This window comes from Tahibacter aquaticus (assembly GCF_004363655.1).
GTDB lineage: Bacteria > Pseudomonadota > Gammaproteobacteria > Xanthomonadales > Rhodanobacteraceae > Tahibacter > Tahibacter aquaticus.
In genome coordinates this window covers 472,059-488,144 of sequence record NZ_SNZH01000002.1, presented here as the reverse complement: position 1 = coordinate 488,144, position 16,086 = coordinate 472,059, and the positions used below count along the sequence as shown (strand labels likewise).

11 protein-coding genes and 1 CRISPR repeat array (1 of these 12 cut by a window edge) are annotated in these 16,086 nt (G+C 66.1%); of the genes, 7 read left to right on the top strand and 4 right to left on the bottom strand.

Going from position 1 to position 16,086, the window contains the following annotated elements; all coding sequences use genetic code 11:
* Window positions 1–191 precede the first annotated feature (191 nt).
* The 3 genes from DFR29_RS04875 to DFR29_RS04865 all read left to right on the top strand — a co-directional run bounded on the left by DFR29_RS04875 (window position 192) and on the right by DFR29_RS04865 (window position 5,767).
* Window positions 192–2,759, top strand: coding sequence for a GGDEF domain-containing protein (locus DFR29_RS04875; RefSeq protein WP_166653878.1), 2,568 nt, complete (start codon window positions 192–194; stop codon window positions 2,757–2,759).
* Window positions 2,760–3,235: 476 nt separating this feature from the next.
* Window positions 3,236–4,270 (top strand): bifunctional nicotinamide-nucleotide adenylyltransferase/Nudix hydroxylase, encoded by a 1,035-nt coding sequence (locus tag DFR29_RS04870; protein WP_133817439.1) that lies wholly within the window; start codon window positions 3,236–3,238, stop codon window positions 4,268–4,270.
* A gap of 81 nt (window positions 4,271–4,351) precedes the next feature.
* A complete protein-coding gene (locus DFR29_RS04865) occupies window positions 4,352–5,767 on the top strand; it encodes a nicotinate phosphoribosyltransferase (RefSeq protein ID WP_133817438.1) in 1,416 nt (471 codons plus the stop codon).
* Window positions 5,768–5,816: 49 nt separating this feature from the next.
* On the opposite strand, the gene DFR29_RS04860 is transcribed toward DFR29_RS04865, so the two are convergent.
* The 3 genes from DFR29_RS04860 to DFR29_RS04850 form a co-directional block, all read right to left on the bottom strand.
* On the bottom strand, window positions 5,817–6,242 hold the full coding sequence (locus tag DFR29_RS04860) for a TfoX/Sxy family protein (protein WP_133817437.1): 426 nt from the start codon (window positions 6,240–6,242) through the stop codon (window positions 5,817–5,819).
* Window positions 6,243–6,306: 64 nt separating this feature from the next.
* Window positions 6,307–6,792 (bottom strand): GAF domain-containing protein, encoded by a 486-nt coding sequence (locus DFR29_RS04855; RefSeq protein ID WP_133817436.1) that lies wholly within the window; start codon window positions 6,790–6,792, stop codon window positions 6,307–6,309.
* Between the two features lie 67 nt (window positions 6,793–6,859).
* Window positions 6,860–7,381, bottom strand: a complete 522-nt coding sequence (locus tag DFR29_RS04850; protein WP_133817435.1) for an RDD family protein — start codon at window positions 7,379–7,381, stop codon at window positions 6,860–6,862.
* Window positions 7,382–7,697: 316 nt separating this feature from the next.
* On the opposite strand from DFR29_RS04850, the gene bioD reads away from it, so the two are divergent.
* The 3 genes from bioD (at window position 7,698) to DFR29_RS04835 (ending at window position 13,045) form a co-directional block, all read left to right on the top strand.
* Window positions 7,698–8,390 (top strand): dethiobiotin synthase, encoded by a 693-nt coding sequence (bioD, locus tag DFR29_RS04845; protein WP_133817434.1) that lies wholly within the window; start codon window positions 7,698–7,700, stop codon window positions 8,388–8,390.
* Between the two features lie 425 nt (window positions 8,391–8,815).
* Complete coding sequence (locus DFR29_RS04840; protein ID WP_166653877.1) at window positions 8,816–9,931, top strand: efflux RND transporter periplasmic adaptor subunit; 1,116 nt, start codon at window positions 8,816–8,818, stop codon at window positions 9,929–9,931.
* 12 nt (window positions 9,932–9,943) lie between these two features.
* Window positions 9,944–13,045, top strand: a complete 3,102-nt coding sequence (locus DFR29_RS04835; protein ID WP_133817432.1) for an efflux RND transporter permease subunit — start codon at window positions 9,944–9,946, stop codon at window positions 13,043–13,045.
* Between the two features lie 213 nt (window positions 13,046–13,258).
* Here the strand turns inward: DFR29_RS04835 and DFR29_RS04830 are convergent, their stop codons facing one another.
* Window positions 13,259–14,266, bottom strand: coding sequence for a M28 family peptidase (locus DFR29_RS04830; protein ID WP_133817431.1), 1,008 nt, complete (start codon window positions 14,264–14,266; stop codon window positions 13,259–13,261).
* A gap of 326 nt (window positions 14,267–14,592) precedes the next feature.
* On the opposite strand from DFR29_RS04830, the gene DFR29_RS04825 reads away from it, so the two are divergent.
* On the top strand, window positions 14,593–15,810 hold the full coding sequence (locus tag DFR29_RS04825; RefSeq protein WP_243745956.1) for a serine hydrolase domain-containing protein: 1,218 nt from the start codon (window positions 14,593–14,595) through the stop codon (window positions 15,808–15,810).
* 68 nt (window positions 15,811–15,878) lie between these two features.
* Window positions 15,879–16,086: direct repeats of the CRISPR family, unit length 28 nt; unit sequence TTTCTGAGCTGCCTACGCGGCAGTGAAC (it continues 1,502 nt past the right edge of the window).

Sequence of the window (16,086 nt, the reverse complement as noted above, 5' to 3'; positions counted from 1 at the left end):
GCGGCAACTGCTCGCGGCAGGCAGTGCGCCGGATCGGGCGAATCATCCAGCGCGCCGGCCGCCGCACTGGCACAATGCCCGCATCGACATGGGCTTAACCGCGATACGCCGCCACAGGGCCAACCTGGAGCGGCGTCAAGGCGCCCGGGAATCCGGCAACGATGAGGCAATACCCGCTGCACTCAAGTCGAATGCTGCGTCCGCACCGCGGCCTGACGCTGACTGCGCTGCTATGCCTGGCGGCGTGGCCCAGCCTGAGCGGCGCCGACGACGGCATCCCGCGCCACGACCTGGAAACCCGCGCGCTGCTGCAGCCCGAAGCCGCCATGGACGAAATCGCCGGCGAGATCGAGCGAGCCCAGCAGCGCGGCGACATGCAGCAGCTGGCCCTGCTCTACCTGGCCCGCGCCAATGCCTGCCGCGTCATCGCCGACTGGAATTGCCAGCGCGAAGCCGGCAGCCGCGCACGCGATGCGGCAGTCGCCAGCGGCAACGGCATCCTGACCATCCGCGGCCTGATCGCCGACAGCCGCGGCAGCATCGCCCTGCAGGATTTCTCCCGCGGCGAGCACCTGCTCGGCGAAGCCCAGCGCCTGCTGCAGGAACACCCGCAGCCGGTGCTGGCGGCCGATGTCTACCTGGCTTATTCCTCGCTGAGCTACTCCCTGGGCAAGCATGCGCTGGGCGTGGAATACGCCGAACGCGGCCTGGCCGCGCTGGGCAGCGCCGACGAACCGGCCATGCGTGTGCGCCTGCTGCGCAACCGCGCCCGCGCCGAGGCCCAGCTGGGCGAGGCAGAAAAGGCCCAGGCCACGCTGCAACAGGCACAACAGGCACTGGGCACGCTCAACGATCCCAAGCTGCGCGCCGAGCTGTATCTGGAAACCGCACGCATGGCACGCAGCAAGAACGATGTCGCCATACAGCGCCGCTCCGGCAACCAGGTGCTGGAACTGGCGGTACAGCTGAAGAACGCGCAACTGGCCGGCCTCGGCCACGAAGTACTCGGCCTGGCCGCCATCGGCAGCAACGAGGACGACGCCGCGCAGGAACTGCGCCTGGCGCTGGATTCGTTCCGCCGCCTGAACCAGAACCGCGACGAGCTGCGCGTACTGCGCGAACTGATTCCGCTGGAAATCCGCCGCCGCGCACCGCGCGGCGATGTGGAATTATTGATAGTGCGAGAAGTGGACCTCGGCCGCGAGATCGACAGTGCCGACCGGGCCAAGTCCTCGGCCGACTTCGATTCGCGCCTGAAATACGCCCAGAGCGAGATCGAACTGGCGCGGCTGAAGCAGGAAGCCATCCTCGCCACCGAACGTGCCGCCGCACTGGCCCAGACCAGCCGCCTGACCACCGCGCTGATCGTCACCGCCGCCATCATGCTGCTGGTGCTGGCCGCATTCTTCATCCAGCAATGGCGCGCCAAGCGCCGCCTGCAGCTTGCCTACGAGGCCTACCGCGAAAGCGAAGGCCGCTATCGCATGCTGGCCGACAATTCCCGCGACCTGGTCGTGCGCATGCGCGTCGACGGCCGCCGCCTGTACGTCTCGCCCTCGGCGCGGGAAATGCTCGGCTGGGCGCCGGAAGACCTGCACGAAGCGCGCTGGGAACTGGTCCACCCCGACGACCTCGACCCACTGCGCGAGGCCATAGGCCGGCTCGCCCGCCACGGCGGCAGCGCCAGCATCACCTACCGCGCCCAGCATCGCGACGGCCACTACGTCTGGATCGAGGCACTGGGCCAGCTGGTACGCGCCGACGGCGACAGCGACGCGCAGGAAATCGTCTATTCCGGCCGCGACATCAGCGCCCGCGTCGAAGCCGAGCAAGCCCTGGCCGAAAGCCAGCGCCGCCTGCTCGCCGTGACCGACAATATCCCGGCCCTGATCGCCCAGTTCGACACACAGGAACGCTACCGCTTCACCAACGCGTTCTACCGCCGCGCCTTCGACGAAAACCCCGAATCGATGATCGGCCGCACCTTGCGTGAAGTGCGCGGCGAGGAGACATATGCCGTCCTGCGCGACTATGCCGCTGCTGCGCTGCGCGGAGAGAGCGTGCGCTTCGAAGGCGAAATCAAGCGCAACGGCCTGGATTTCCAGTTCCAGGCCCACTACGTGCCCGACCGCGCCGCCGACGGCAACGTGCAAGGCTTCTTTGCCCTGACCTTCGACATCAGCGCCCTCAAGCAGGCCCAGCACGAACTGGCCCGGCTTGCGCGCCACGACAGCATGACCGGCGTGGCCAACCGCCGCCATTTCGACGAACGCCTGGGCGCCGCGCTGGCGCGCAGCCGGCGCAACGGCCAGCCATTGGCCTTGCTTTACCTCGACATCGACTATTTCAAGCGCATCAACGACAGCCGGGGCCATCGCGTCGGCGACGAAGTCATCGTCGAATTCGCCCGCCGCCTCAACGCCAGCGTGCGTGGCGAAGACCTGGTCGCACGCCTGGGCGGCGACGAATTCGTCATCCTGATCGACGCCGCAGCCAACCCCGCCGCCGCCGAAGCCATTGCCGCCAAACTCGTCGCAACCATGCGCGACGCCATCGTCACCAGCGCCGGCAGCGTCCACGTCACCACCAGCATCGGCATTGCCTACAGCACCGGCGGTCTCGATGCGATCGGCCTGGTAGCCCTGGCCGACCAGGCGCTCTATGCCGCGAAGACAGCGGGACGGGATACCTACCGCCTGCGCACCAGCGACGGTACAGCCGGCGATGAAGAAAAACCGGTGGCGGCCGGCCAAGGGTAGGCAGGGGCAAGCTTCAGGCGCGTGCCGCAACTGCGGCGTTCCAGCACCGGCGAAATCGATTCAATTTATTTACATTGATAAAACGCGCCCACGGCACGCGAAACGCGCCGCCAGGCGCACAAACGACCAAGGCTGCCAGTGGCGGACTCCTTCGCGAAAACCAAGCAGCAAAGCAGAGTCCGGCACCGCCCCCTCACCCCAACCCTCTCCCCCACGCAAGCGTGGAGGAGACGGATCAACACCCAGCCAGCCAAGCCCGCCCCAGCACATCGGACGGGGCCGACACATCGGGCTGACCGCACACGTCGGGCCGACTCCACATGTTGGGATCACCGCACAAATCCGGTTGTAGCAGGCAGGCACCCAACAAAACCCGCAATCCCCTATTGCAGACACTTATGCTCCCAAGTAGCATAACTCCCGCGCCCCGCCCGGACAGACCGCCAGCAAAGCGCAAACCCAGCTGAGGGAACCTCATGCGCCACGACTACCTCGTTTTCATCGGCCGTTTCGAACCACTGCATAACGGCCATCTCGCTGTACTGCGCCACGCCCTGGTCCTCGCCGACAAAGTCATCGTCCTGATCGGTTCGGCCGGCAAACCCCGTAGCACCCGCAACCCCTGGAATGCGAACGAGCGCGAAGTGATGATTCGCGCCGCCGCCGGCGCCGACAGCGAGCGGCTGCTGATCCAGCCGCTTTCCGATCATCTCTACAATGAAGCCGCCTGGATCGGCGCTGTGCAGCGCCAGGTCGCCGCGGCCATCGCCGCCGACGGCGGCAGCGGCGAAGCCCGCGTCGGCCTGATCGGCCGCGACAAGGACGCATCGAGCTACTACCTGCGCGAATTCCCGCAATGGGAATTATGCAATGTGCAACATTGCGAAGTATTGTCGGCAACCGAAATCCGCGAACACCTGTTCAGCGCCGACGAAGGCGGCCAGCTGCTGATCAAGGCCAACGTGCCCGCGCCGGTTGCCGCCATGCTGGAAGCGTTCCGCCGCACGCCGGGTTATGCCCAGCTGGCACGCGAGTTCACCTTCCTGCGCAACTACCGCAAGGCCTGGGAAAACGCGCCCTACCCGCCTACTTTCGTCACTGTCGACGCCGTGGTGGTGCACAGCGGCCATGTGCTGCTGGTGCGCCGCGGCGCGGAGCCCGGCAAGGGCCTGTGGGCGCTGCCTGGCGGCTTTCTCGACCAGAACGAAATGCTGATCGACGCCTGCCTGCGCGAACTGCGCGAGGAAACCCGGCTGAAGATTCCCGCGCCGGTGCTGAAGGGTTCGCTCAAGGGCCAGCGCGTCTTCGATCATCCGGATCGTTCGCAGCGCGGCCGCACCATCACCCACGCCTACCATTTCGAATTCGTCAGCGGCGAGCTGCCGCCGGTGCGCGGCGCCGACGATGCGGCCAAGGCGCAGTGGATTCCCATCGTCGACGCGCTGAACCTGGAAGAGCAGTTCTACGACGATCATTGCCATATCCTGCAGCACTTCCTCGGCATGAGCTGAAGGCTGTACACGTCGCGCGAACGTAGCCTCGCGCCGCAGCCGGACAGACCGCCTGCGCCAATCTGCGGAAGGAGATTCCGTATGCGTCACCTGGAAAACCTGGTCCTCAATACCGACAGCTACAAGGCCAGCCATTGGCTGCAGTACCCGCCCGGTACGCAAGCGTCGTTCTTCTATGTGGAATCGCGCGGCGGCGTCTACGAACGCACGCTGTTCTTTGGCCTGCAGGCCATCCTCAAGGAATACCTGACGCGGCCGGTCAGCCATGCCGACGTGGACGAGGCGCGCGATTTCTTCGCCGCACACGGCGAGCCGTTCAACGACGCCGGCTGGCGCCGCATCGTCGATGTGCACGGCGGGCGCCTGCCGATCCGCATCCGCGCCGTGCCCGAAGGCAGCGTGGTGCCGACACACCAGGCACTGGTCACGATCGAGTCGACCGACGACGACTGCTACTGGCTGCCGTCGTATCTGGAAACCCTGCTGCTGCGCCTGTGGTATCCGGTGACGGTGGCCACGCAGAGCTGGCACCTGAAGCAGACGATCCGCTATTACCTCGACCAGTCCTGCGACGATCCGGCCGCGCAGATCGGCTTCAAGCTGCACGACTTCGGCGCGCGCGGCGTATCCAGCGCCGAATCGGCCGGCCTCGGCGCCGCTTCGCATCTGGTGAATTTCTTCGGCACCGATACGGTAGCCGGCGTGCTGACCGCCAAGGCGTATTACCACGAGCCCATGGCCGGCTATTCGATTCCTGCCGCCGAGCACTCGACCATCACCAGCTGGGGCCGCGAGCACGAGGTCGACGCCTACCGCAACATGCTGCGCCAGTTCGGCAAGCCCGGCGCCATCGTCGCCGTGGTGTCGGACAGCTACGACATCTACCACGCCATCCGCGAGCTGTGGGGCAAGGCCCTGCGCGAGGAAGTCATCGCCAGCGGCGCCACCGTAGTGGTGCGGCCCGATTCGGGCGAACCCGTCGACGTGGTGCATCAATGCCTGGTGCTGCTCGACCAGGCCTTCGGCCACACGCTCAACGGCAAGGGCTACAAGGTGCTCAGGCATGTGCGCGTGATCCAGGGCGACGGCATCAACCCCAACAGCATCCGCGCCATCCTGGAACGCGTGACCAAGGCCGGCTACAGCGCGGAAAACCTCACCTTCGGCATGGGCGGCGCGCTATTGCAGGGCATCAACCGCGACACGCAGAAGTTCGCCCTGAAATGTTCGGCGGCGAAGATCGACGGCCGCTGGATCGACGTGTTCAAGGCGCCGGTCACCGACCCGGGCAAGCAGTCCAAGCGCGGCCGCCTGGCCCTGCTGCATCACCGCGAATTCGGCAGCTGGCGCACCGTGCCGGTGGACGACACGCTGGAACGCATCGAAGACCACGTGCCCGAACCCGGCTGGCAGCACGCCATGCTCACGGTGTGGGAGAACGGCGAACTGCTCAAGGACTGGACCTTCGCCGAGGTGCGCGAGCGCAGCAACGCGTAAGGCGTGGCGCAAACGCAGCGGCGGGCGCACCCGGCGCCCGCCGCATGTATCAATCGAAATCGCGCGTGGTGCCGGTGATCTCGCGCACGCCGCTGTCGCCGTCGCCGAAGCCATCGCCTTCGTCGCGGGCCGCCTCGTCGCCACCATCGGCCGAGGACGTGCCGTCGCGCGCCGCACTGCGCGCCGCGGCCTTTTCCCAGCGGTTCTTGATCGGGTTGTCTTTCTCGGCCAGTTCAGCGGCCTGTACCAGGCCGGCCTTGGTGGTATCGGGCAGGTCGGCCCAATGGCAATCGTCCAGCGCGCCCTGCATTGCATAGAGCAGGTTCAGGCTGGGCCGGAAGCCGGCACGCTTGACCTTCAGAAAGGTTTCGATGACGCCGACCGCACGCAAGTCCTCGATGGTGCGCACGCCGACCTGGCGCAGCCAGGCAGCGGATTTCGGGCCGACGTTACGGATTTTGTCGTTGCTCGCCATGTACTTCCCCAACCCCTGTGTCGGTGCCGGGCTTGCCCGGCGTGAATCGGTGTGCGCTACGGCCTCAGAGCGAGGCCAGGAAAATCGCGCAGAGTTTTTCCATGCCGACGCGATCCTCCTCATCGAAGCGGCCCGGTAGCGGACTGTCCACGTCCCAGACGCCGACCAGCCGGCCGCCAGCATCGAACAAGGGCACGACGATTTCCGAGCGCGAGGCCGCATCGCAGGCGATATGGCCCGGAAAGGCATGTACATCGGCGACGACCTGGGTCTCGCGCGTTGCAGCGGCGGTGCCACAGACGCCCTTGCCCAGCGCGATGCGCACACAGGCCGGCTTGCCCTGGAACGGGCCGACCACGAGTTCGTGGCCATCGTAGAAATAGAAACCGCTCCAGTTCACGCCATCGAGGGCGTTGAACACCAGGGCGGAGAAATTCGCCGCGTTGGCGATGCGGTCGCGCTCGCCGTGCAGCAGACCACGCAGTTGTTCGGCCAGGCCATCGTAGAGCTCGGTCTTGTTGCTGGCTTCGATGGCGACAGCGTCGAACATGGGCGGATCCGGACAAGGGCAGACGCCTAGTGTAGCCGACGTCCGCCCCGCCCGGTCCGCGCAGGGCTCAGCGCGCGTTGACGACCCGCGTGCCAGCGATCAGGTCATGCAGGCAGCGGCGATCGGCGCGGAAGATGAACAACGCGTCGATGATGCCGAACAGCGGGCCGATGATCGGAACCAGGCTGGCCAGACTCACCGGCAGATAACGCAGCGCGATCAGTCTCGCAAACGCCGGCTTGTCGCCGTTGAGATCGACGATGCGGATTTTCAGCAGGCGCTTGCCCCAGGTCTGGCCGGTCTGGTTCAGCGGCATGCCCTGCACCAGCAGGAACAGCACGAAACCGATCAGCGTCCACAGCAGCATCAGGCCGAAGGGCGGCCGCAAGCCCGCCTGCGAGGCCGCCATCACCGTGCTCAGATAGCCGCCGAACCACATCACCGGCAGATTGATCGCCAGCATCAGCAGGCCATCGAGAATGGCCGCCCCCAGGCGAGTACCGCGGTCGGCCAGGGCCAGCGAATCGCCGTCGGCAATGACATCGGCGACCTGGCGGGTGGGATTGCGATACGGGTTTTGCTCTTCCATTGCAGCTCCTTGGTGCAGCGGGGAAATCCCGGCGCGCAGTGTGTACCTTGACGCAGGCGACCGCCAAATCCCTACCAGGCCCGCTGTCGATCAGAACGAAGCGGGCCGCGCCCAACGAACACGCCCGCGTCATCGCCGGCAGCGCGTGTCATCCGGCAGCGCGCCGCAGTCAGGGCCGTGCCCGCCGCCCGCGTGCGCCGACGGCAAGCATCCAGACCCGGCGCGAAAAGACGGCGCATCCGCGCCGATTTCCTGTGCCATGCACCGCCGGCCAGTGCAACAGCGATAATCGCCGCCGGCCACGGCAGGACCCCGCATGAGCGTCAGCGTCTTCATCAGCGGCACCGATACCGAAGTGGGCAAGACCTGGGCCAGCGTCGCCCTGTTGCGCGCACTCAACCACACCGGCCTGCGCGCGGTGGGCATGAAGCCGGTCGCCAGCGGATGCGAGGAAATCGACGGCGCGCTGCGCAACAGCGACGCACTGGCCCTGATCGGCGCCAGCCATGCCGCGCCCGACTATGCCGTCTGCAATCCCTACGCGCTGCGCGACGCCGTTGCGCCGCACCTGGCCGCGGCGCACAGCGGCGTGCGCATCGACATCGGGCGCATCCGCGCCTGCCATGCCGCCTTGTGTACGAATGCCGATGTGGTTGTGGTCGAAGGCGCCGGCGGCTGGGCCGTGCCCCTGGGGCCGCAGCTGATGCAGGCCGCCATTGCGCAGACGCTGGAGCTGCCGGTCATCCTCGTCGTCGGCCTGCGCCTGGGCTGCATCAACCATGCCCTGCTCAGCGCCCGCGCCATCGCCGCCGACGGCTGCCACCTGCTCGGCTGGATCGGCAATGCGATCGATGCGCAGCAGCCCCTGCAGCAGGAAAACATCGACACCTTGCACGCGCTGATGCCGGCGCCCTGCCTGGGCTTGCTGACGCACGGCGGCGCGGCGCAGCCGCCGCACGCGGCACTGGCACCGGCCGTGGCAGCACTGCAGGCACTGGCCGGCCATTGAGCAAGCGGGAATAAGCAAACCGGCTGCCGGCGTGATAGACCGTCAGGCAGATGGCGCCACCGCACACCAACCCGTATTCCGCGCTTGAGCGGTGTTGGCCGCGACGCAGCGCCGCCGCACAGCAACGCCGCCAGGCATGCAGACAGGACGCCGATGTCCACCTCCACGAAACTGAACGTCGATGCCTGCCGGCAGCGTTTGCCAACGCCCCGTGCGGGCAAAAACGTGCACTTGAATTTTTTGATGTTTTCATTGCTCGCGCAGCAGAAACGTGCGCTGTGCGTGCTTCCACAAGGCCACAACGCACGACTTCTGGCATGCGCAGAAACCCGCCTAAGCAGCGAGACTGCGGCATCACTGTCTGCTGCACCCATTGGCGTCTCGGGGACGCCACCACGGAAGATTTCAACTCGCCGGAGCATCGAATGCTGCGCACCCAAAACCCTGTCCGTCATTCCCTGTCGCTGCTGGCGCTGTCCGCTGCCATCGCAATCGGCCTGAGCACCACCGCGCATACCCAGGGCCCGCCCGGCGGCGAAATGCCGCCGACCATCGTCGAGGCAGCCAGGCCCAAGGTCGAAGCAGTCAGCGAGACACTGTCGGCCGTCGGCACCTTGCGCGCCGACGAAGCCATCACCGTGCGGCCGGAACTGGCCGGCCGGGTCGAGGCCGTGCTGTTCGAGGAAGGCCAGAAAGTGGCCAAGGGTGCGCCGCTGTTCCGCCTCGATGCCAGCCTGGTACAGGCTGACGTAGCCGAAGCCGAAGCCAATGCCGCCAACAGCGGACGCGAGCTCAAGCGCGCGCAGGACCTGGCCGGACGCAAACTGATCGCACCGGCCGATGTCGACACCAAGCGCGCCCAGTCCAAGGTGGACGAAGCCAAGCTCGCCTCCAGCCGCACGCGCCTGGGCAAGACCGACCTGCGCGCGCCGTTTGCCGGCACCGCCGGCCTGCGCAAGGTCAGCCCGGGCGAATACGTCAACATCGGCGATGCCCTGGTCGACCTGGTCGCCACCGATACGCTCAAGCTCGATTTCAGCCTGCCCGAGGTCTACCTGGGCCGCTTCCGGCCGGGCCAGAAGATCGCCGTCAGCATCGATGCCCAGCGCGACCGGCAGGACACCCGGCCGAACGTGTTCTCCGAAGGCGAAGTCTATGCGGTCGCCCCGCAGGTCGACCTCGCCACGCGCTCGGTCACCTTGCGTGCCCGCGTACCGAATGCCGACGGCAAGCTGTTCCCCGGCCAGTTCGCCCGTGTCAGCCTGGTGCTGGGTTCGCGCGAGAACGCGCTGCTGGTGCCCGAACAGGCGCTGTGGCCGCAGGGCGGCAAGCAAAATGTCTACATCATCAAAGATGGAAAAGCGGAACTGGTGGAAGTCACCACCGGCCAGCGCAAACCCGGCCTGGTCGAAATCATCAGCGGCATCGGCGCCGACGACGAGGTCATCAGCGCCGGCCAGATGAAGATAGGCCCCGGCGCCAAGGTACAGGTCCAGGGCGCGAAGCCCGCGGCACAGCAACCCGCCGCGCCGGCGCACTGACGGGAGACAGCCATGGTCTTGTCCGATATTTCCATCCACCGGCCGGTATTCGCCACGGTGGTGAACCTGGTCATCCTGCTGGTCGGCTTCATCTGCTACGACCGCCTCGCCGTGCGCCTGATTCCCAAGGTCGACACGCCCGTGGTCACCGTGGCCACGACCTATCCCGGCGCCAGCGCCCAGGTAGTCGAGTCGCAGATCACCACGCCGATCGAGGAACAGCTCTCCGGCATCGAGGGCATCGACTACATCGGCTCGGTCTCGCGCGAGGAATCCTCGCAGATCACCGTGCGTTTCCGCCTCGACCGCGATCCCGACTCCGCCGCCGCCGATGTGCGCGACCGCGTTGCCCTGGCGCGCGATTTCCTGCCACAGGAAGCGCGCGAACCGGTGGTGCAGAAGCAGGAAGCCGACGCCCAGCCCATCATCTACCTGGCGTTCTCTTCAGACCGGCACTCGGAACTGGAAATCGCCGACGTGGCCGAGCGCCTGGTCAAGGACCGCGTACAGAACATCGCCGGCGTGGCCCAGGCCCAGGTCTACGGCAACAAGTACGCCATGCGCGTGTGGCTGGACCCGGCGCGCCTGGCCGCGTACTCCATGACCCCGGCCGATGTGGAAGCCGCGCTGCGCCGGCAGAACGTGGAAATTCCCGCCGGCCGCATCGAAAGCACCCAGCGCGAATTCTCGGTGCTGTCGGAAACCGACCTGAAGACGCCGGAGCAGTTCGGCGCCATCGTGCTGCGCAGCGGCGCCGACGGCTACGCCGTGCGCATCAGCGACGTGGCCCGGGTGGAACTGGGTGCCGACCAGGCCCGCTTCCGCGCCCGCTACAACGGCCGCAACGCCGTACCGCTGGGCGTGGTCAAGCAGGCCACCGCCAACCCGCTGGCCATTTCCGAAGGGCTGCAGAAACTGCTGCCGGAAATCACCCGCACCCTGCCGGCCGGCATGAAAGTGGAAATTGCGTACGATTCCACCATTTTCATCGAGCGCTCGATCGGCGAGGTCTATACCACCATCGCCGAGGCGATGGTGCTGGTCGTCATCGTGATCTTCCTGTTCCTGCGCTCGGGCCGCGCCACGCTGATTCCCATCGTCACCATTCCGGTGTCGCTGATCGGCGCATTCGCGGTGATGTACATGTTCGGCTTCTCCATCAACACGCTGACCCTGCTCGCCATGGTGCTTGCCATCGGCCTGGTGGTGGACGATGCCATCGTGATGCTGGAGAACATCTACCGGCATATCGAGCAAGGCATGCCGCCGATGCAGGCGGCGCTGAAAGGCTCGAAGGAAATCGGCTTCGCCATTGTCGCGATGACCCTGACCCTGGCCGCCGTCTACGTGCCGCTGGCTTTCTCCACCGGCCGCACCGGGCGCCTGTTCATCGAGTTCGCGCTGACCCTGGCGGGCGCGGTGATCGTGTCCGGCTTCACCGCGCTGACCCTGTCGCCGATGATGTGCTCGCGCCTGCTCAAGCACAGCGAAAAGCACGGCAAGGCCTATGAATTCGGCGAGAAAGTACTCAACGGCCTGCAGCACGGCTACGAACGCGGGCTGAAATGGAGCATGCGCCAGCGCGTACTCGTGCTCGGTGCGGCGGCCGTGGTGTTTGCCGGCCTGCTCGGCATCTTCATGCTCAAGCTGCTGCCGAACGAACTGGCGCCGCAGGAAGACCAGGGCCTGGTCATCGGCTTCGGCATGGCGCCCGAAGGTGCCACGCCGGAATACACCGACGGCTATGCCAAGCAGATGGAAGCGACCTTCGCCCAGCTGCCTGGCGTCGACCGCTATTTCCAGATCGTCGGCTTTCCCTCGGTCACCCAGACCATCGGCTTCGTCGGCCTGAAGGACTGGAGCGAACGCGACATGCCGTCCAGCGCCCTGCAGGGCATGCTGTTTCCGCAGTTCATGGCCATTCCCGGCCTGCTCGCGTTTCCGGTACTGCCACCGCCGCTGGGCGCCGACGATTTCGGCCAGCCGATTTCCTTCATCGTGCAGACCACGGGCACCTGGGAAGACCTGGAAAAAATCAGCGACGGACTATTGGCGAAAATTCGCGAAAATCCACAACTGACCAATGCCGACACCGACCTGAAACTCAACAAGCCGCAGCTCAAGATCGACATGGACCGCGACAAGGTGGCCACCGTCGGCGCCAGCGTGGACGAAGTCGGCCGCACCCTGGAAAGCCTGCTCGGCGGCCGCCAGGTCACGCGCTTCAAGCGCGGCTCGGAGCAGTACGACGTCATCGTGCAGGTGGACAGCGAAGGCCGCCGCGTACCCGACCAGCTCAGCAGCATCTACGTGCGCAACGCCAGCGGCGGCATGGTGCAGATGGCCAACCTGGTCAGCGCCAACGAGTCGGTCGCGGCGAAGGAACTGAACCACTTCAACCGCCTGCGCTCGGCCACCATCAGCGCCGGCCTCGCACCCGGCTACAGCATGGGCGAAGCGCTGGACTGGCTGGCGGTTGCGGTGAAGGACGTCGCCGCCGACGCGCAGTACGACTTCAGCGGCCAGTCGCGCGAATTCCGCGAATCTTCCAGTGCCTTCGCCCTGCTGTTCGCCCTTGCCCTGGTGTTCATCTACCTGGTGCTGGCGGCGCAGTTCGAAAGCTGGATCGATCCCTTCATCATCCTGTTCTCCGTGCCGCTGGCGGCCTTCGGCGGCCTGGCCTGCCTGGTCATCGTCAACTGGGTGGCGTCGACCGGCTTCACCCACCAGGCCGGCAGCTGGAACATCTATACCCAGATCGGCCTGATCACCCTCGTCGGCCTGATCGCCAAGCACGGCATCATGATCGTGGAATTCGCCAACCAGCTGCAGGAACAGGGCCGCAGCAAGGCCGAAGCGGCCTTCGAAGCCGCGCGCCTGCGCCTGCGCCCCATCCTGATGACGACCGGCGCCATGGTGCTGGGTGCCCTGCCGCTGGCCATTGCCTCCGGCGCCGGTGCCGAGGCGCGCCACCAGATCGGCTGGGTCATCGTCGGCGGCATGGGCTTCGGCACGTTGCTGACCCTGTTCGTCGTACCGGTCGTCTACGTGCTGCTGGCACGCAAGCACGTGCCGCAGGAAGACTTCGACGGCACTACCGCCGCAGCGCATTAAAAAACTGGGTTGCAGGTTGGGTTAGGTCGCAGGCGCCGCCCAACATCGAGGTGGAACACCCGCCAGGAACCCCTGCCGAAGGAATTCTCCGCCCCGCGGAAACCTCCTTCGGCAGGCCGCTTCGAACAAGCGACAGCGGCAAAACGTCCTCGCCACGAGTCTTTTGTTGCGCAGACATCTCCATGCCGAAGCGTGCCTGCCGCTTGCCCCAGCCTAGATGTGCGTCAGCGCATAAACCGCCTGCACCACCTTGCCCACGCGCACATAATCCAGTTTTTCAAACGTATCACTGTCGCGATGGTAGTGCGGATTACGCATGAACGCCGTGTCGGTGATCATCAGCGCCGGATAGCCTTCGCGCCAGTAGTTCAGGTGATCGGAAAAATCGATGCCCTGCAGAAGCGGCGGCGCGTTGATCGAATGCACCGGCAGATCGCTGGCGCCGGCCATCACCGCCTTGACGTGCCGTATCGCTCCGAAATCGCCCATTCGGCCGGCAAGCAGGATGAAATCGCCGCGATCCGAATACAGCGAAGCCATGCCCGGCGCCGGATAGTGCTGGCTGCCGGGCTGGTCGCTGAAATAGCCGATCATCTCCAGCGACAGCATCAGCTCGACCTCGCGGCCAGCGGCCTTGAGTGCCCGCGCATGCCAGGCACTGCCCATGTCTTCGGTGCGGAAGAACGGCGGCTCCTCCAGCGTATACGCCACCAGTTCCACCGGACGCCGGGGCGGATTGCGGCCCAGCAGCCGCGCCAGTTCCAGCAGGCCGGCCGTGCCGCTGGCATTGTCGTCGGCGCCCGGCGTATGCGTGTAGGGCGAGACGCCACCGGCATTGCGTCGGGCCAGCTGCACATCGCCGTGGGAATCGTAGTGCGCGCCGATGACCAGCAGCGGCCCCAGTTCCGGACCGAAACGCAGCACGATATTGCGATACGTCACGCCTTGTACCGCCACCGGCTGTTCCGACACCGTGCCACCGGTCCTGGCGAATTCGTCGCGGATGAACTGCGCGGCCCGGTCGATGTTCTCGAAATGGTCATAGCTGCGCGGATACAGGTCCACCGACAGATGCTTCACGTCGGCCTGCAGCCTGGCCACATCGACCGCCGGCGGCTGCGACGGCAGCGGCACCACCCGCGGCTGTACCACCGTGGCGACGGCCGCCACGACCAGCCCGGCGAACAGGCTCCACACCACCAGCCGATGACGCAGTCGCATGCTTCGTTCCTTGCCTATTTCAGGCCGCACTAGAGTGGTGGCACTGCAGCAGAGTTCAAAATCGCCAGCGTTCGTCGCTGCTGCACGCCGTAGCGGCACCGCTGTCGCAGCACCCGCCGTTGGCTTGCCGAAGCGCACTGCACGCGCAAGGCTGCCGTCACGCTGCGCTTAAACCATTCTGCGGAGCGCCGCATCGAAGCCCGCGCCTACCCCGCCGATCGGCGTGGACCTTGGCTCACCACGACCACCTGCGCAAATCCCGCCAGGGTCCGGCGACCTGCCGCACCCTTTGTTGCCTTGTAGAAATATTCCAAGAGCTACCACCCATGCCAAACGCAGAACACGGACGCCCCGTCCCCGCGGCAGCCCAGCGCGCCTTGCGGTCGGGCACCTTGCTGACTTCATTCGCCTTGCTCGGCGCCATGGCGGCGAGCGCGCCCGCACTGGCCGACAGAAAGACGCCGACGGCGCCGGCTTTTGCGCGGGTAATCGAGAGCGAAGTGCCCGAAATCATGCGGACCGCGAATATCAAAGGTGCAGCGGTCGGCCTTGTCGTCGACGGCGAACTGGTCTACGCAAAGGGTTTCGGCTTTGCCGACCATGCCGGCAAGATTCCCGTGACGCCCGACACGGTCTTCGTCGCCGCCTCGCTGTCCAAGCCCATTGCCGCCTGGGTCACCCTGCGCCTGGCGAAACAAGGCGCCATCACGCTCGACCAGCACGCCGCCGACCTCGTCTCGCCCTGGCCGCTGGCGGCCAGCACCTTCGACCATCGCGCCATCACCGTGCGCCATCTGCTGTCGCATACCGCCGGCACCAGCCTGGGCGGCTATCAAGGCTGGCTGGACTACAAGGAATTGCCGACGCTGGAAGAATCCCTCGCCGGCAAAACCAACGGACGCGGCGCCGTGGAACTGTTCGCGCCGGCCGGCAGCAAATTCCAGTATTCCGGCGGCGGCTACACCCTGCTGCAGCTCGCCATCGAACGCACCACCCGGCGGCAGTATTCCGATCTTGCGCGCGAACTGCTGTTCCAGCCACTGGGCATGAAACACAGCAGTATCGCCATGACACCGCAGATCATCGCCAGCGCCGCCGAAGGCCATGGCGACGACGGCAGCCCCGTCCCCATGCGCTACTACGTCGAACAAGCCCCATCGACCCTGACCACGACAGTGAACGACTTCGCCCTGTGGATGCGCGCCAGCATGGCCGCCGCCAACGGCGAGCGCAAAAGCCTGCTGTCCCGCGAGGATGTTGTCGATATGTATACACCCGCCGCGCTGACCACCGCGGGCGCCGCCGGCGATGCCGTCTATGGCCTGGGCCACTTCATCGAAAAACAAAGCGACGGCAGCATCGCCGTCGGCCACGACGGCCGCAACCAGGCCGGTTTCCGCGCCAAATTCCTCCTGCGCCCGCAATCCCGCGACGGCATTGTGTTCTTCAGCAACTCACGCAGCGGGCTGGCACTGGATCGCGTTGTCTGCCTGTGGGCGGCGGATGCGAGCAAGGCCGATGCGGAGGCGAGTTGCAAGAAGTAGTGAGCTTCAGCCTTTAATCTGGCGCCAGTGGCAGGTACTTCTGCCGCCGTAGCGCAGTTGTTTTGGGGTTTCTGGGCTGCCTGCGCGGCAGTGAATGCAGCGCGACGAGGCGCGGGAGTGTGTGGGGATTTCTGAGCTGCCTACGCGGCAGTGAACAAGTCGTAGTGCGTGCGGTTGATGATCTCGCTTTTCTGATCTGCCTACGCGGCAGTGAACCAGTACTTCACGCCGGCCATGGCCTGCGCTGATTTCTGAGCTGCCTACGCGGCAGTGAAC